We start from the raw sequence: 16425 nt of genomic DNA, 5'->3' as shown, positions 1-16425 counted from the left end.
AGATCCCCGGGTTAGAGCTCCGGGGATCTATTTATGTTCTAAAGCCAAGAAATTTATTTTCCTGAAGAAACTTCAAATAGCTTTTCAGCACCTTGAGCTCGTTTAAGTGATGTAATCGTTCCTTGATGAAGTCCCTCATGCCAATTTGCAAAAGATACAACTTCTGCTAACGTAGTGAAAACTGTATCCTCTCCTAATTTAAAAGGTTGTGGTCCCTTTTCCGATAGTCGCCCCTTAAATTTGTCTTCTAACCGTTTAGGCTGTTGAACTAAATGCTCTCTGAGTTCACTTAGAGTTGGCGCATCTTTGTCCCATGTTTCTGGACTCGTATTTGCGTTAAACCATTCTACGTAATGAGGTGGAAGCTGTGGTTCTTCTTGAACAAAACCATGGATGAGTCGTTCTTGGGCTACAAAAATATGTCCCAGATTCCATCGTATTGAGTTATTAAAGCCTTCGGGCATTATGTCTGCCATTTCTTCCGTTGTAGCATCTAAAGCTGCTACTGTACGGTTTCGAATAAAGTGCATTTGTTGAAAAATCATCTCATCATTCATGATTATCCCCCCTTAAACTCTATGTATTACATTCTATAGAGATGTGGAATATCCTTTTGTGGTTATAAAAAACCTAGATTACTTGAATTCATCTTCCTATATCGTTACTGTATATATAAATGTAAGCGTTATGAAAAGTTTGAAAGGGGATTTGCGAATAATGAAGACGGTTAGATTAGAAGATGTTATTGGAACAGAACATGAAATAAAGGGGGAGAATTGGACGAGTCGTCGTCTTTTACTTAAGCAGGACAATATGGGTTTCTCCATGCATGACACGATCATTAAAGCAGGAACGGAAACGCATATTTGGTATCAAAACCACTTAGAAGCTGTGTATTGTATAGAGGGAGAAGGAGAAGTTGAAACGGTATCAGATGGAAAGGTTCATCCAATTAAAGCTGGTACAGTGTATGCTCTAGATGAGCATGATGAACATTTACTACGAGGCACCACAGATATGCGCATGGTTTGTGTCTTCAATCCTCCTCTAACAGGAAAAGAGATTCATGATGAGAACGGTGTTTATCCGATTGTAGATGATGAATAATTTATTATAACGCTGTAAGGAGGAATCGTAATAGATTTCTCCTCATTTTGTGTAATTTTATAAGTTACTCAACAATCTGGCAGTTATCTGGAATAACTGTTTTAGTGAGAGAGGCGGTTCCGTTGCTATTGTGGAGAGGGTGGGCTTGGGAACGGGTTGCTTTCCCCGGACGAACGATCGAGCCTCCTCATACGCTACGCTTCTTGCGGGATCTCGCTCGCCCGTATTTCCGGAGGAGTCAACCCGTTCCCAAGCCCACCTTAGCCGAATGGTGATGAACAGAACCGTAGCGATATGAGGAGGTAATGCTTACGGACATTTGTTCCGCTATTTCACCTTAAAATGGTTTTTCTAAAGAGCTTACGGACATTTATTCCGCTAATTGCTGCAAATCACCTTAATAAAGAGCAATCTGTCACAAATAAGGTACCATATGTCCGTAACGACTCTCGAAATGCCTTTAAAGTTCAAAATAACGGAACAGATGTCCGTAAGGGTTAGAGCTCACACAACTAGGGTCCGTTAACCTCCATACAAGCAAGGGGGGAAGGAAACGTCGTACTCCAGTGGTAGAAAGGGCAGATGAGACCCCACAGAGAACGGAGTGAACGAGGAGGCTCAAAGTAAACAAGGAAGATCGACTAAGACCGCCACATCGTGTGGCAACGTCGACCTACCCCACGTCGTGTGAGGCAACAGGAGTATCGACGTTTCACTGACCCCCTAACTCTCACAAAAGCAACGGACTCCTCTCATATTTATCTCGATTCCAAGTCTTCCAGATAAGGGGGCTTTAACGGAACAAGACTATTAAAAAGCCCAGAGTTTGCTCTGGGCTTTTGTGTAGGGTCTTTGTTATTTAACCAGTTTTTTCAGCCACGTGCTCTTCTCTTCACTAAAGACTTCATGGGGAACAGTGATTGTGAAGGCAAGCTGATTTTCTTTGACGTTAAATGCCTTGGCACGAACACGGATGTCATACATCGGATTCATTTGTGTAATCGCCACATAGATATTTTCTTTATCCGGGTTTACCACAATCCAATCCGGCATAGGGTAATGATCTTTAATATAGTCAAGCACCTTATTATTTGGCAGAAACAGCCTTCCGAGGGTGATGGACTTTACTTGTAAGATCATATCACCATTTTTTTGGACATCAGGCGTTAGTTTCATGGTTACAGGAATCTGCTTATCAAAAGCCACAATTGTCCCGCGCAATTCAATATCCTCTCGTAAAGACACAGAATAGTTGAATGGACTATCTTTTGAAAGGTCTGTTAAATAACTATTAATGATTTGGTTTAAATTTTCCTTTGAGGACATCACTGTAAATTCAGCACGTTTATCTTGAAACGGTAAGCTGTTAGGAATGTTCGTATGGGATGTTGGCAAGTAGACTAATGCAACAAGCCAAACAATCATTACAACATTCACGACGGATAATGTCCAAAATAACCATTTCCACTTATTTTTAATTGTTATTGCCTTGAACATATAAATGCTCCTGTTCTAAATTCTAGCTTCAGATGAGATCTTTATTATGCTTTCTCATCTTCTTGTTGAATTGATTCTTTAATATATTCAAAAACACGCTCTGCCATTAACTGATAACCTTCCAGATTCGGATGGAAGTTATCTTTATAATACAAGTCCTTACGCCCTTCAAAAAGATCAGCGATCGGGATGAAGGATATATTATCATATTGAGAAGTAACATCTCGACTAATGTTATTCCAATCATTCATGATTCGGCCAAGCTCTGGTATTTCACTGAAATATTGATTAAAAGGATTATAAATTCCGATTAAAAAGATTTTAACATCTGGATTTTTCACTTGAATAGTATCAAATATCGATTGTAAACGAGTTTCATAACGGGTTTGTTCCTTAACGAAATCCTCGTACTTTAAGTCTGTGAAGTTTTCCTTTACGATCTTCATGATATCATTGGCGCCGATTGTCATCAGAATAATATCAGCTTCTTTTACGGATTCTGAAATTTCTTCTTTATTTAAACGTTTTAAGAGTTGATCCGTTCGGTTACCTCTTTTTCCGTAGTTCTTAATCTCGATATTTTGATCTGATTCACTTTTTTTTAAGGATTTTTCTAAAATCCCTACATACCCACCATTGTCACTTTCATCACCGACTCCTTGTGTTAATGAATCCCCGATTGCAACAATGTCTAAGTCTTCCTTAACAAAGACTCCCATAGCGCCTTCGACAACCCGTGTCATAGCTTCTTTAATACCATCAGAGATAGTTTTATCATCTGGGGAATCTGGGTTTTCATCTTTGTCTTTATCGGCATTGTTTTTTTTCTGCTGTGTTTCAACTTCATTTTGCTCTACAGGAGTTGTCGGAAAGTGGTTTTCTGGAGATAAGCTTATCCAAATAAAAAAACTTGCTAATCCTAGGATGAGTCCTAAGATAAGGAAAGATTTATGTTTCACATTCATCACACCTGTTCCGTAAAATTGCTGAGTGTAATCTTATTTACCCTTTACGAAGAACGAAAAAACAATAAGAGCTATTACAATTATATGCTTTATGAAGAATCTAATATGTTTTCTTCTACTTTAATAGTTATTCGAATGAATTGTAAAAAAGTTGTCTGTACTCCTTAAGCATAAAGCTCTTTGCACATAAGGTCTAGATATAATATCAGGATTTTAAGTGAAAAAAATTAACAATTGTAATGTGCCTCCAATGGGTCTCATTTTACTTGATTTTATGTGCTTGCATTTATAAAGAAAGGTATTTCCTCTTATATATTCTATAGTCGTCTATTTTCTTATCCCTTCCACCATTTGGATTATGTTTATCAAGATTATATAATGTGTTCTGTACAAACAAAAAATACAGTTGAGGTGACCCTGACTCTATGTGTGGCATATTTGCTATGACAAGCCATATCGACAAAAGTGTAATGAACGAAGTATTGGACAGTATGAAACACCGTGGTCCAGATGAAGGAAAAGAAGTACCTTTAGAAAAGTTTCATCTAGGCCACCAACGTCTATCCATTATCGGTTTGGAAGATGGTATTCAGCCAATTCACAATCAGGACGAATCAAAATGGATCGTATGTAACGGTGAAATTTATAACTATCCGAAGCTTAAACAAAAACTTGAAGCATCAGACGTGTCTTTTTTAACTGAATCAGATAGTGAGTCAGCTCTTAAAATATATGAACAATATGGTGTCGAAGGCATTAAACAATTAGACGGCATGTTTGCCTTTTTTATTGCGGATGAAAAGAATAATACGTTTGTGGCAGCAAGAGATACTTTGGGTATCAAACCGCTTTATTATGGAATCGATACCGATGGCAATTATATTTTCTCTTCTGAACTTAAAACGTTATATCTTGTTACAAAAGATGTGCACGAATTCCCAGCAGGCCATTACTATACTCCAGAAACTGGGTTTGTTTGCTATCGTCGCATTGAAAGTCCTTCAATCACAGAAGAAAAAGTTGAAGAAGCATATACTTCTATCATCCATGAGCAATTAACGAATGCTGTTGAGAAACGTTTGTTAGCTGATGTTGAAGTAGGTGTACTCTTAAGCGGTGGTTTAGATAGTAGTTTAATTGCGGCAATTGCAGCGAAGTTAAACAAAAGTGACAAGCCAGTTAAGTCATTCTGTGTCGGTTCAGAAGGAAGTGTTGATCTTAAAAGAGCTCGTGATGTAGCAGAAGCAATCGGAACAGAGCACTATGAGTATGTTTATACACCTGATGAATTGATTGAAGCTATTCCAAAGGTGATTTATGCTCTAGAATCCTATGAGCCATCTCTAGTACGCAGTGCGCTACCAAACTACTTTGTTTCCAAGCTTGCATCCCAGCATGTGAAGGTTATTTTATCTGGAGAAGGTGCAGACGAACTGTTTGCTGGTTATGATTATATGAAGAAATTTGATACTACTGAAACGCTAAACGATGAAATCATTCGGGTCATCAATACACTTCATAATATTAATTTGCAACGTGCCGATCGCATGAGCATGGCACATTCCCTTGAATTACGTGTTCCTTTCTTAGATTTAGACCTTATTCAGGATGCTCTTGAGATCCCCGCGAATCTTAAGCTTCATACTGAAGAGCAAATGGAGAAAACGATTCTCCGCAAATCCTTTAATAATATGCTTCCTGAGCACGTGTTATGGAGAAAGAAAGAAGAGTTCTCTGAAGGCAGCGGTGCACTTGATATTCTTGAAAACTATGCAAATGAACATATTAATGATCAGGAATTCAAGCAGTTACAAAAAGAAGCTTCTATTGAACTTAGAAGTAAACAAGAAGCACTGTATTTCAAGTATTTTAAACAGTATTACCCTGAACAATCTATTTTCGATACAATCGGAAAATGGGCAACAGCTTAATATTTTTATGAAAAAGCGAATCCTTAGGGGTTCGTTTTTTTTAATGTTTCATCATAAAAAAATGAAATTGTATCACTAAAGCTTACTGAGCTTTACTGAAGTCACTGAGTGTGATTCATCACCTCTGAATACGTTTGGGGATTATTAGGGGGGGTGCTACGATTTTTAATCAGTTGCGATAAACACAAAATCATCTTTTACAAGTGGGGGATTAGAAAATGGGTCAAAAACAAACTGAAAAACTACATTTAATTGATAACGACATCCATGAACGAGCACAATATAAGGATTTCAATGCATGGGTGGTATGAAATGGCAACAGCGTGCTAGTGCCTATAACGATTTGCAAATTGATACTTGGTTAAATCAAGATGAACGCCTGGCACTCCGCCTCCAAGACGTAAGAAAAAGGCTACTAAAAAACCGGCTATGGAACCATATTGAAAGAGCTCCGCACAAAAGCACAACCTCCAGTTCTATGAACCATGTTTGGCAAATGTTCTATTTGGGAACATATCTACATATTCAAGAAAGAAGGAGAGATCAAGATGAAGGAATATACAGTTGCACCCAATAAAGATGCTACAGGTTGGTATGTAAAAGTAGAGGATATCGCCCCTACTGATCATTATGAGAAAAAAGATAAGGCAATTGCTAAAGCCGAAGAAATGGCTGAAGAGAACAAGCCTAGTAAATTATACATTTTAGATAAATACCATGAGGTTCAAGAAGAGAAAAGCTATTAAGTTACTGATATAACATCGGTATCGCTATATTGGCGATACCGATATCTCTTACATAAAAAAGATTCCGGCCTATTACACGGGGGCTGGAATCTTTTTTATCCTATAGGATCTTACTTAAGAATGATTGTGTACGCGGGTCTTGAGGGTTTTCGAAGATTTGTTTAGGATCTCCTTCTTCCATAATGACACCTTCATCCATAAATAGAACACGGTGTCCTACCTCACGCGCGAAGCCCATTTCGTGTGTAACCACAACCATGGTCATCCCTTCATGTGCCAGGTCTTTCATTACTTCGAGAACATCCCCAACAAGTTCAGGGTCTAATGCAGAGGTTGGCTCATCGAATAGCATGACTTTAGGGTTCATGGCTAGAGAGCGTGCTATGGCGACACGTTGCTTTTGTCCTCCAGATAAACTCTCTGGGTACATATCTGCTTTATCAGATAACCCTACTTTTTCTAACAAAGATCTTCCATTTTCGTTCGCTTCCTGTTCAGACTCACCTTTTACTTTAATAGGACCTAGGGTGATATTTTCTAGAACCGTTTTATGAGGGAAAAGGTTAAAGTGTTGGAACACCATGCCTACTTGTGAACGTACGGCATTAATATCTACTTTAGGATCTGTGACGACATCTCCATCAATTGTAATTTCTCCGGATGTCACATCTTCAAGTAAGTTTAAGCATCTGAGGAAAGTACTTTTACCTGAACCAGAAGGACCGATAACACATACAACCTCTTTCTCTTCTACTTTTGCATCTATTCCTTTTAAGACTTCTAAACTACCAAAATGTTTGTGTAGATCGTTAACAGTAATCATATTATACGTCCAGCTTCCTTTCTAGTCTGCGTAAATATAGGGATGCAGGGATCGTCATGCATAAGTAAAGTAAACACACCATGATGAGAGTTTGGAATGGTGTATAAGTAACATTATAATACTGTTTACCTGCATATAAAAGTTCGTTAACTGCGATAACCGAAAGTAATGATGTATCTTTAAGACTAATAACAAATTGGTTTCCTAATGGTGGAATCATACGTTTAAAAGCTTGAGGCCAAACAATATAGCGCATGGTTTGTTTTTCGGAAAGGCCTAATGCACGCCCGGCTTCGTGTTGTCCTTTTTCAATGGAGTAAACAGCTCCTCGTACAATTTCAGCGATATAGGCAGCTGCATTAATCGCTATGGCAATAATAGATGTTGTAATAGGGTCGATATTAAATCCAATTACATCTCTAGTAAGACCTGCATAAATAAATAGAATTTGTGCTAGCATTGGTGTTCCTCGAACAACTTCTACATAGAATGAACAGATACCCGATATAATTTTAAATCGAGATAGACGCCCTAGACCTACAATAGCTCCTAAAATGAAGCCTAAAAATAGTCCGGCGAGAGTTAAACCTAGTGTCCACCCCATGCCTGGAATAAGGTCTGGCAATACTTTTATATAGTGTGAGTTTAAAAAATCGTCAATCATAGAATTGCTCGCTCCTTAGAATGATGTATTTAAGAGTGAAAAAAGCGTAACAAGTTCATAACTTGTTACGCTTCTGTTCGGGGTTTTCTACGGTGTTATGAACGTTGCCTTATTCAGGTTTTGATCCGAAATACTTTTCATAGATTTCATCATATTTTCCACTGTCTTTAACAGCTTGTAGCGCTTTATTTACATCATCGACTAAGTCAGAATCTTTAGGTAGTGCGATACCATAAGATTGCCCCTCTAGTACATCACCGACTGTTTTCAGCTTATCGTCACCATTCTGTTGAATGTAATATTTAACATTAGGTAAGTCATAAAGAGAAGCTTCAAGACGTTCGTTCTTTACGTCCATATATGCGTTGATGATATTAGGGAAAGCTTTAATTTCAGCATCTGTGTTGTTTTTCAAGTAAGATTCACTTGTAGAGCCTGTTTTAACTCCAACTTTTTTTCCATCTACATCATCAATGGATTTAATCTCGTCGTTGTTCTTATTAACCATTAAAATTAAACCAGAGTCGTAATATGGATCAGAGAATGCGATTGACTTTTTACGTTCTTCTGTAATAGAGATACCAGCAATCGCTAAAGGATAACGACCAGATTGCATTCCAGTAATTAACCCATCAAATTGCATGGTTTTGAATTCAACATTAAAGCCTGCTTCTTTAGCGATAGCTTTCATTAATTCAATGTCGAAACCTTCCATTTCCCCAGTGTCAGGGTTTTTGTATTCAAATGGTTTGAAGTTAGCATCTGTAGCAACTGTATATGTCTCTCCGTCACTACTTCCATCATCTCCATTTGTGGAACCACTGCCACATGCAGCAAGCAGTGAAACCGTTAGAACTGCAATAAGTAAAGTCAGTAATTTCTTCATCTTCATCTAGATATGTCCCCCTCCAAATTTTCTGTTTTCCTAATCTATTATCCCATAATTATCAGAAAATTAAAATTTTCATATAGTAGGATGAGTACTTAAAAGTTTTTAAAATAGGGTGTATGATATGTACAAATTAAGATATTCGATAAATATCGCTAATTTTCAGTCAAATCCTATCTTTTATTCACGATATGCTTGTTTAAAAAATATGAAGTGCATTTTAATCATTAGAAAGGATTATTGTTATAGTAGATATAGAGCATGGATAGAACGGAGGATTCAATGGTACAGCATAAATATGATGTCGTTATTGTAGGAGCACGAGCCGCTGGAGCTAGTCTAGCTATTTTACTTGGTGGCCAAGACAAAAATGTTTTGTTAATTGATAAAGCAACATTTCCGAGCGATACATTATCCACTCACCACCTTTCTCATACGCAATACTTAAAAGCTCTGGGAGTGTTGGAACGTGTAGAGGGAAATGGTTTAAGAAGACTAGAACGAATGCGCACCTACATAGGTGATAGTTTTATAGAAGGTCCGAAATCAGAGTACTCTCTTGCTCCCAGGCGTAATCACCTCGATTCGATCCTAGTGGAGAAGGCTTGTGAATATACAAATGTAACCCTTAATGAGAATACAAAGTTAAAAAGTGTAATAGTAGAAAAGGGAAAAGTAAAGGGAGTTCAAATTCAAACAGAGCAGGATGATTCTCAGAATGTTTTAGCAGATCTTGTAATAGGAGCGGACGGTGTGCACTCCAAAGTAGCAAAGCTTGTAGAAGCTGAATCATATAAAGAACAAGATCCGATTCGCCCTGTTTTTTATGGCTATTATGAAGGAATTGAGCCTCTACCTGAACCTACAACGGAAATCTTTTTGAATGAGGGAAGAATTGGCTTTTTATTTCCTATGGAGCCTAATATGGACTGCTTAGGGTTAGAAATTCATCCAGAAGAATTTTATGAGTTTAGCAAGAATCCGAAAGAAGCCTTTGAACATGTATATCAAAAGCATTACGGGATGAAACGAAGAATGCAAAATGCGAAACTGATAGGAAAAGTCGTAGGGACGCCAGGTGTACCAAACTTTCTAAAACAACCTTATGGAAACGGTTGGGCACTTATTGGGGATGCGGCTTATTGTAAAGATCCATCCACTGGACTGGGCGTTAATGATGCTTTTGCGCAATCATTTTTACTTGCTGAGGCGTTGAATAATATGGATAAAGGGGAAGATTGGAAGCAGGAAATGGAAGCCTTTCATACAAAGCGAGATGAAAAAATGCTACCTGCCTACCGTTTAACATTAGAGTATATTCGGAGATTACAGCCTTACTCAAGTGAGCATTTAGCGTTATTTAATGCATTGTGTGCGAATCCGATAGCTTTATCTAAATTAGCTCCACATCTACCAAATATGTTGAAGGAAGTTTCTCACAACATTCCTGAACTATATGGTTCTATTAAGGTGGAAGCGGAAGCATTAGGTAAGACGTAGACCTGTACATTTTGTGCTGGTCTATTTTTTACTACTCGGATCATGTAATCCTAAATAGGACACAAAATACTTGCGACATATACCTTGAACGAGCTTAACTTGTTCATACGTTTGGCATTGAATGATAAAGAGTGTTCGGATGTTTATCTCTTTCTTTCTTTTGTGAAGCCTGTGTTTCAGCTTCTTTTTATCTAAGAAAAAGCCTAAAACACCACCTACCAATAATCCGATCAACCCCATAAATACTGGACCAATATATAAAATTGAACCATATATAACACCTAATAACATTCCGATAGTAGCTAAAGTTGCAGTCGTATCAGAAAAACTGACGCCATCAGAATAATTGATCGTATCGATTATTTGGTGGTCTTTTTCCTCATTATTCATCTCCACAAATACAATTTTATCTTTCGGAAAGTCATTTTCCATAATCTCTCCCATAGCTAACTCTATATATTCTGAACTTTCAAAAGCGGCAAACACATGCATAAGAGCACCCCATTTAACAGATAATACCATATGATCTAGTTTATCGAATTTCTATGATTTTAAACATAAGAGGTGTCAAACTTGTCGAACTCTATTCAATCAGTCAAAATATTTAAACCTAGAAGGGCAAAAATAAAGGTTGGTCCTTTGGATGTGAATTACATTAATCGTAAGACTCCTTGGGTTCCTGCTTGGTGGTCAGCAGCACTTCCAGGATTGGGGCATATCCATTTAGGTCATTATTTAAAAGGACTACTTTTAATGAGTGGGGAGATCTTGTTAAATACGCTATCTAAACTTAATTTAGCCATTTATTACTCTATGATTGGGAATTTTGATGAGGTGCACCAGGTTATCAATTATAATTGGCTCTTTTTATATTGTGCGATATTTGTTTTTGCTATCTGGGATTCCTATCGTATAACGGTTGATCAAAATAAGTCATCGATGGTCGAATCGTTTCAGGAGGAGCGGCAGATTACACATGGAACCATTAATACTTGGGGAATGAACTCACTCAACCACCGAAACCCGCGTATGGCATTCGTTTGGAACTTTATTTTTACTGGATTATTTCATATTTGTAACAATAAACTAATCAGTGGTATTACGCTTATGGGGTGGATGGTAGCTATTAGCTATTATACGAAGTTACCAAAAATGATTATGTACACGGTGTTAGGGGAATTCGATCTCATATCACCGTTAATTAATCCACAATGGCTCTTGTTCTTCCCGTCCATTTATTTATTTAGTATATACGATGGATATGCACATGCTGTTTATTACAATGAATTATTTGTCGAGGAGCAAGCATACCATTTTGATAAAATTTATGGAGAATCGGAACTGAAGCTAGACTAGTTCGGGAGGGGATGAAATGGATGCATGGAAACCTCAGCATGTGGTGTCTAAGAAGCTTGCTACAACACTTATTGAAGAACAATTTCCTGTACTTAAACCAATAGAAATAAGGGAGTTAGGGAAAGGATTTGATAATACTGTTTTTCAAGTAAATGGGCAGTATGTATTTCGCTTTCCGAGGAAGGAGATTGCAGTAGAGCTTTTAGAAAAAGAGAAGAATTTGTTACCTGTTATAGAGAACAAGCTCTCTCTTCCTATTCCGAAACCTATTATGGTTGGGGAAGCAGACCATGGGTATCCTTGGTTTTTCTTGGGATATGACAATGTACCGGGAGCACCTCCTGGGTTATTGAGCGATGATCAACGAGATCAATCTGCAGAAGCAATTGCTGAATTTTTAAAAGATCTACATAGCTTTCCAGTTGATGAAGCAAAGAGACTTGGTGTTTCAGAGGATGAATTACAAAGACCTAATATATCATTACGGAAACCTCAGCTAGTGGAGAATCTTGAAAAGGCTTATATGCAGGATCTTCTTTCTCGTGATGAAAGGTTGGGTTCCTTTATCCAAAGTTTAAAACCGATTTCCTTTAAACCATCAATATGTTTGGTTCATGGTGATTTTCACATCCGTAATATTCTCGTAGACGTTGAAAATAGAATTTCTGGAGTGATTGATTGGGGAGATTCTGTGATAGGGCATCCTTCCGTGGATCTCTCATTTATATATAGCTTCTTTTCTGAACAAGGTCGAGAGCATTTTTATGATATATATGGGCAAGTTGATGAAGAAACGAAAACGTTAGCTAAGTTTATTTCCATTTATATTTCGGTAGTGTTGTTACTTTATGGTCACGAATTTGACGATAAGACGTTAGTTCAATTAGCTAGAGGTTCCATAGATAATGCTTTATTAGGTGTTGATTAAATACGATCTAAAGGAGTTATTTTATGCAATATGATTGTATCATTATAGGTGGAGGGATAGCTGGGTTACAAGCATCTATCCAACTAGGGCGCTATGCACATCGTGTTCTCATTTTGGATGCGGGTTCGGGTCGTTCTTCACTCTGTAGACGCTATCAAAATATACTTGGTTATGCAGATGGCGTGAGTGGAAGGGAATTACGTGAAAAAGGAAGGGTGCAAGCTGAGCGTTTAGGTGTCGAGATGGTCTCAGCCACAGTTGCTGATGTTGAAAAGCAGGATTCCTCATTCATTGTGAAAGATGATAGAGAAAATGTTTACTCTGGTAAGCGACTTCTTTTCGCAACTGGTGTACAAGATAACCTGCCGTCATTCGAAAATCTTTATCCTTGTTTGGGAATGAGTCTTTACATTTGTCCTGATTGTGACGGGTATGAAGTAACGGATAAAAAAACGATTGTTATGGGTTCTGGGAATGTTGGAGCAAACATGGCGCTAACGCTCACATATTGGACAGATGAGTTAGTGTATATTAATGATGAAGGACAAGAAATAGATGAAGATATATATGAAAAGTTACAAAAACACCATATTCACATCATAGATGAGCCGATTGCCGAGCTTCTGATAGAGGGGGCGCAATTTAAAGGTGTACAGCTTACAGGTGGCGGTCAGGTAACTGGTGAAAAAGGTTTTTTTGCTTATGGAGGAAATAAAGTAAAGGCTGACCTAGCTAAAACGGTTGGTGTCGAAACTCACCAAAACAATCATATCGTAACGGACCCTCGGACCAAAGAAACAAGTGAAAAGCATGTGTGGGCTGCTGGAGATGTAGCTGCTCATTCAGAGTTGGTCACCATAGCAATGGGGGAAGGATCTCAGGCAGCAATTTGGATCCATAAGAGTTTGTTGGGAGATCAATAACATGAAGTGAGATTTATAACTCGATCTATTACAAAAAGCCACCTTCTCTATATAAGATGGTGGCTTTCTGGTATCATTTAATTTAACTTTTTCAAAGGTTTATCGGCAGGTCCTTCATAAACCTCTCCGTCATAAGAAAAACGGGAACCGTGACATGGGCAGTCCCAAGTTTTTTCACCGTCATTCCATTCGACTTCACAACCGAGGTGAGTACATGTTCGATCTACAATGTGAAGTTGACCGTTTGTATCTCGATAACCACCTGCTTTTTTATTGTTTTGATAGGTGATCGTATCTCCTTCATCTTTTCGTAAATCCTCTGGACGTTTTGACCCTCCACTTAGTTTCCCTTTTACAAACTCAGCGGCTACATTGGCATTTTGAGATAGAAAGGTTTTGATACTAGGGTCTGCATAGAAACGGGTTGGACTAAAGAGGTCTTGGTATGGATTTTCCTTCTCTTGGATTAGATCACTAATTAAAAGCGCTGCTGTTGTACCGTTTGTCATCCCCCATTTTCTATAACCAGTAGCCACGAAAATATTGGAATGTCTAGACGTAAGTTGTCCAATATAAGGAACTTTATCTAATGTGATTAAATCTTGAGCACCCCAATTGTAGAGGTAAGAATCAATACCGAAGTTTTCTTTTCCGAAATCTTTTAAGTTCTGAAAATGTTGGAGGGAAGAACCTCCTTGTCCTGTTTTGTGACTTTCTCCTCCAATTAACAGTAACTCTTTCCCATTCATATTCGCAGTTCGAATAGAACGTTTAGGCTTATCTGCACTTAAATACATTCCGCCAGCAAATTTCCCTTTCAGTTCTCCACCTACAATATACGATCTTTCAGCATACATTCGACTAAAATAGAGTCCTTTTCCATCATAAAAAGGAAAATGCGAGCTCGATACGACGTGCTTGCACGTTACTTGGAAACCATATTTCGTTACAATCTTAGGTTCATTTCCTTCTATGACGTCCACTGCAGTGGTATTTTCAAAAATTTTTGCGCCCATATTCTGAAGTTCTTTCACAAGATGGGTCAGATATTTTATAGGATGGAATTGAGCTTGTTTTTTCATAACAATGCCAGCTTGTATTGAAAAATCTATTGGGAGTCTATCTACATACTGACCGTCGATTCCCAATGTGTTATAGGCTTGCGCTTCTTTTTCAATAGCTTGAGCTTTTTTGTTCGTTGTGGCATAGAGATACGCATCTTCTTCTTTAAATTCACATTCGATTTTACTTTGCTTTACTTTTTGTTTTATAAAGTCAAGAGCTTCTTGGTTAGCTTGATAGTACTGTTTAGCCTCTTCTTCTCCAAGGTGGTTGATAAACTCGTCGTAGATTAAATCATGTTGAGTAGTAATTTTAGCGGTTGTGTGACCAGTTGTCCCTGTAATTATCTGATCAGCTTCAATAATGGCAACTTTATAGCCTTTTTTAGCGAGTAAGTAAGCTGTGGTGATCCCGGTAATTCCTCCACCGACAATCCCTACATCCGTATCTACGTTCTCATTAAGCTCTGGAAAGGAAGGGGGCGTAGTATTCGCCATCCAATAGCTTTCGGAGATAGTGGGGTTGGTATTGTTTAAATTCGAATCCATGGTGAACCTCCTGTATTTGTCATTTCCATTCTTTACTATTCCAAATAAGGAGGGGACCTATACAAATAAAGAAAACTTAGTGATTGGCGTATGCTTCTTCCATTAAAGCCCCCTTATCTGGAAGACTTGGTTTCGAGATAAGGTGCGTATGGTTCCGTTGCTTTTGTGCAGATCGGCGGGCTGTGGAACGGGTTGCTTTCCTGCGGACGAAGCGCCGAGCCTCCTCGTTCGCAAGCTCTCTGCGGGGTCTCGTCACTCCGTTCTTCCGCTGGAGTCAACCCGTTCCACAGCCCACCTTTACCGAATGGTGACTAACGGAACCGCTCATGACAAGGGTCTGAACAACTTCGCTGAAAATGATTTACTTCAATATGAGAATGGAAAGTTCAAATAATGGTCCGTTAGTCTCCATAATCGCGTGAAGGGAAGGAAACGGCAAACTGTCGTGGTAGCAAAGGCAAGACGAGACCCCGCAGGAACGAGGAGGCTCGGCTTGTCTTCCACAACAGGCTTGCCGTTTCACTGACCGCAACAAATTACTCAATAGCAACGGACTCCTCTCAGTTTCAAGTCTTCAACAATCCTGCCATATAACTTAATAAATTGTTAGTTAAAAAAACCTGCATTCCCAAAAAAGGAATACAGACTTCATTAACTAACAATTTCAGCTGGTTTACCTAAATAATAACCTTGTGCAATGTCGATTCCGAGGTCTGAAGCGGTTTGTAAATCACTAGCGGTTTCAATACCCTCTAAGACAACAGTAGTGTCCTTATTAAAATACTCAGTAAATAAAGAGATAAGGCGTTGTTTTTTCTCGCTTGTACCTAAATTATGAGCAAAAAATCGATCAAGCTTTAAATATTCAGGCTCAATTTCTAATGTGTTACGTAAGGAAGCAGTTCCTTGTCCAAAATCATCAATAGCAAACTCAATGCCCATTGAACGGAAAATGGCTACACGTTCAAGCAGAATAGAAGAAGCCCACATCTCCTCTTCCTCAATGGCTTCATTCATTTCAAATACGATCTTCGGTGCATTTTGGGGAGCATGAAGAAGCAGCTTCTCCATAAACTCAACAAAATTAGGATTTAATAAAGTAGATATAAAAACATTTAAGAAGAGCTTTTCTTGTTGATGCTGTTTACGATAAATCGATAATGCTTTTTCTATAGATGTCGTATCTAAATGGTACAAAATGTTTGATTTCATCGCGACTTTAAACAAATGAGCTGGACTTTTTAAGTAGTCAGAGCGCAATAAAGCCTCGTAACCGAAGAGTTGATTATCTTCGAGATGATAGATCGGCTGGTAGAAATGAAATAGGTTGTTTTTCTTGAGAAGCTCAAATATATTCATAGCGATTCTTAATCCCCCTGTGAAAGGATGTGTCAAATTATGCTGCTTTTTCATTTTTAAAAGAGGTTCTGCCTCTTTTTGTAGATAAAAAAACCACATTGAATTGAATCAATGTGGTCGGTTGCGC

The 16425-nt window shown here is 38.2% G+C and carries 17 protein-coding genes; 8 read left to right on the top strand and 9 right to left on the bottom strand.

Annotation, left to right across the window (positions count from 1 at the left end):
- Positions 1-53 precede the first annotated feature (53 nt).
- Entirely contained in the window at positions 54-557 is a 504-nt protein-coding gene (locus GS400_RS19180) for a DinB family protein (RefSeq protein ID WP_160104331.1), read from the bottom strand.
- Between the two features lie 160 nt (positions 558-717).
- Between GS400_RS19180 and GS400_RS19175 the strand changes: the two genes are divergently transcribed.
- Positions 718-1107 carry an ectoine synthase gene (locus GS400_RS19175; RefSeq protein ID WP_160104330.1) on the top strand — a complete coding sequence of 130 codons (390 nt, stop codon included), beginning with the start codon at positions 718-720 and terminating at the stop codon, positions 1105-1107.
- Between the two features lie 342 nt (positions 1108-1449).
- Positions 1450-1608 (top strand): hypothetical protein, encoded by a 159-nt coding sequence (locus GS400_RS19170; RefSeq protein WP_160104329.1) that lies wholly within the window; start codon positions 1450-1452, stop codon positions 1606-1608.
- A gap of 354 nt (positions 1609-1962) precedes the next feature.
- Here the strand turns inward: GS400_RS19170 and GS400_RS19165 are convergent, their stop codons facing one another.
- Both GS400_RS19165 and GS400_RS19160 read right to left on the bottom strand, forming a co-directional pair.
- Positions 1963-2604 (bottom strand): YpmS family protein, encoded by a 642-nt coding sequence (locus GS400_RS19165; protein ID WP_160104328.1) that lies wholly within the window; start codon positions 2602-2604, stop codon positions 1963-1965.
- A gap of 44 nt (positions 2605-2648) precedes the next feature.
- Positions 2649-3563, bottom strand: a complete 915-nt coding sequence (locus GS400_RS19160; RefSeq protein WP_160104327.1) for an SGNH/GDSL hydrolase family protein — start codon at positions 3561-3563, stop codon at positions 2649-2651.
- 431 nt (positions 3564-3994) lie between these two features.
- Between GS400_RS19160 and asnB the strand changes: the two genes are divergently transcribed.
- The gene (gene asnB, locus GS400_RS19155; RefSeq protein ID WP_160104326.1) at positions 3995-5500 is read left to right on the top strand and encodes an asparagine synthase B; all 1506 of its coding nucleotides are present in this window, start codon (positions 3995-3997) and stop codon (positions 5498-5500) included.
- Positions 5501-6048: 548 nt separating this feature from the next.
- The gene (locus GS400_RS19150) at positions 6049-6246 is read left to right on the top strand and encodes a DUF2188 domain-containing protein (RefSeq protein ID WP_160104325.1); all 198 of its coding nucleotides are present in this window, start codon (positions 6049-6051) and stop codon (positions 6244-6246) included.
- 100 nt (positions 6247-6346) lie between these two features.
- Here GS400_RS19150 and GS400_RS19145 read toward each other — a convergent pair whose 3' ends face one another.
- The 3 genes from GS400_RS19145 to GS400_RS19135 all read right to left on the bottom strand — a co-directional run bounded on the left by GS400_RS19145 (position 6347) and on the right by GS400_RS19135 (position 8625).
- Positions 6347-7069: an amino acid ABC transporter ATP-binding protein gene (locus tag GS400_RS19145; protein ID WP_160104324.1), complete on the bottom strand. Its 723-nt coding sequence runs from the start codon at positions 7067-7069 to the stop codon at positions 6347-6349.
- A gap of 1 nt (position 7070) precedes the next feature.
- On the bottom strand, positions 7071-7733 hold the full coding sequence (locus GS400_RS19140) for an amino acid ABC transporter permease (protein WP_160104323.1): 663 nt from the start codon (positions 7731-7733) through the stop codon (positions 7071-7073).
- A 109-nt stretch (positions 7734-7842) separates the two neighbouring features.
- Complete coding sequence (locus GS400_RS19135) at positions 7843-8625, bottom strand: transporter substrate-binding domain-containing protein (RefSeq protein WP_370519719.1); 783 nt, start codon at positions 8623-8625, stop codon at positions 7843-7845.
- Between the two features lie 279 nt (positions 8626-8904).
- On the opposite strand from GS400_RS19135, the gene GS400_RS19130 reads away from it, so the two are divergent.
- Positions 8905-10122, top strand: coding sequence for an NAD(P)/FAD-dependent oxidoreductase (locus GS400_RS19130; RefSeq protein WP_160104696.1), 1218 nt, complete (start codon positions 8905-8907; stop codon positions 10120-10122).
- A gap of 21 nt (positions 10123-10143) precedes the next feature.
- Here GS400_RS19130 and GS400_RS19125 read toward each other — a convergent pair whose 3' ends face one another.
- Positions 10144-10614 (bottom strand): hypothetical protein, encoded by a 471-nt coding sequence (locus GS400_RS19125; RefSeq protein WP_160104322.1) that lies wholly within the window; start codon positions 10612-10614, stop codon positions 10144-10146.
- A gap of 81 nt (positions 10615-10695) precedes the next feature.
- Between GS400_RS19125 and GS400_RS19120 the strand changes: the two genes are divergently transcribed.
- Genes GS400_RS19120 through GS400_RS19110 form a run of 3 tightly spaced genes read left to right on the top strand, consistent with a single transcriptional unit; the run spans position 10696 to position 13329 of the window.
- The gene (locus GS400_RS19120) at positions 10696-11478 is read left to right on the top strand and encodes a hypothetical protein (RefSeq protein WP_160104321.1); all 783 of its coding nucleotides are present in this window, start codon (positions 10696-10698) and stop codon (positions 11476-11478) included.
- Between the two features lie 16 nt (positions 11479-11494).
- Positions 11495-12406 carry a phosphotransferase gene (locus tag GS400_RS19115; protein WP_160104320.1) on the top strand — a complete coding sequence of 304 codons (912 nt, stop codon included), beginning with the start codon at positions 11495-11497 and terminating at the stop codon, positions 12404-12406.
- 23 nt (positions 12407-12429) lie between these two features.
- Positions 12430-13329, top strand: a complete 900-nt coding sequence (locus GS400_RS19110; protein WP_160104319.1) for an NAD(P)/FAD-dependent oxidoreductase — start codon at positions 12430-12432, stop codon at positions 13327-13329.
- 77 nt (positions 13330-13406) lie between these two features.
- On the opposite strand, the gene GS400_RS19105 is transcribed toward GS400_RS19110, so the two are convergent.
- Both GS400_RS19105 and GS400_RS19100 read right to left on the bottom strand, forming a co-directional pair.
- Positions 13407-14939, bottom strand: coding sequence for an FAD-dependent oxidoreductase (locus GS400_RS19105; protein WP_160104318.1), 1533 nt, complete (start codon positions 14937-14939; stop codon positions 13407-13409).
- Positions 14940-15590: 651 nt separating this feature from the next.
- A complete protein-coding gene (locus GS400_RS19100; RefSeq protein ID WP_160104317.1) occupies positions 15591-16298 on the bottom strand; it encodes an EAL domain-containing protein in 708 nt (235 codons plus the stop codon).
- Between the last annotated feature and the right edge of the window lie 127 nt (positions 16299-16425).

Source organism: Pontibacillus sp. HMF3514 (assembly GCF_009858175.1).
Taxonomy (GTDB): domain Bacteria; phylum Bacillota; class Bacilli; order Bacillales; family BH030062; genus Pontibacillus.
The sequence above is the reverse complement of the archived record's forward strand: the minus strand, read 5'-3'. Positions and strand labels throughout refer to the sequence as shown.

Bases quoted from the DNA above. Each gene is read 5' to 3' on its own strand.
- GS400_RS19180 (WP_160104331.1), bottom strand. From the start codon at position 557: ATGAATGATGAGATGATTTTTCAACAAATGCACTTTATTCGAAACCGT.
- GS400_RS19175 (WP_160104330.1), top strand. From the start codon at position 718: ATGAAGACGGTTAGATTAGAAGATGTTATTGGAACAGAACATGAAATA.
- GS400_RS19170 (WP_160104329.1), top strand. From the start codon at position 1,450: ATGGTTTTTCTAAAGAGCTTACGGACATTTATTCCGCTAATTGCTGCA.
- GS400_RS19165 (WP_160104328.1), bottom strand. From the start codon at position 2,604: ATGTTCAAGGCAATAACAATTAAAAATAAGTGGAAATGGTTATTTTGG.
- asnB (WP_160104326.1), top strand. From the start codon at position 3,995: ATGTGTGGCATATTTGCTATGACAAGCCATATCGACAAAAGTGTAATG.
- GS400_RS19150 (WP_160104325.1), top strand. From the start codon at position 6,049: ATGAAGGAATATACAGTTGCACCCAATAAAGATGCTACAGGTTGGTAT.
- GS400_RS19145 (WP_160104324.1), bottom strand. From the start codon at position 7,069: ATGATTACTGTTAACGATCTACACAAACATTTTGGTAGTTTAGAAGTC.
- GS400_RS19140 (WP_160104323.1), bottom strand. From the start codon at position 7,733: ATGATTGACGATTTTTTAAACTCACACTATATAAAAGTATTGCCAGAC.
- GS400_RS19135 (WP_370519719.1), bottom strand. From the start codon at position 8,625: ATGAAGATGAAGAAATTACTGACTTTACTTATTGCAGTTCTAACGGTT.
- GS400_RS19130 (WP_160104696.1), top strand. From the start codon at position 8,905: ATGGTACAGCATAAATATGATGTCGTTATTGTAGGAGCACGAGCCGCT.
- GS400_RS19125 (WP_160104322.1), bottom strand. From the start codon at position 10,614: ATGCATGTGTTTGCCGCTTTTGAAAGTTCAGAATATATAGAGTTAGCT.
- GS400_RS19115 (WP_160104320.1), top strand. From the start codon at position 11,495: ATGGATGCATGGAAACCTCAGCATGTGGTGTCTAAGAAGCTTGCTACA.
- GS400_RS19110 (WP_160104319.1), top strand. From the start codon at position 12,430: ATGCAATATGATTGTATCATTATAGGTGGAGGGATAGCTGGGTTACAA.
- GS400_RS19105 (WP_160104318.1), bottom strand. From the start codon at position 14,939: ATGGATTCGAATTTAAACAATACCAACCCCACTATCTCCGAAAGCTAT.
- GS400_RS19100 (WP_160104317.1), bottom strand. From the start codon at position 16,298: ATGAATATATTTGAGCTTCTCAAGAAAAACAACCTATTTCATTTCTAC.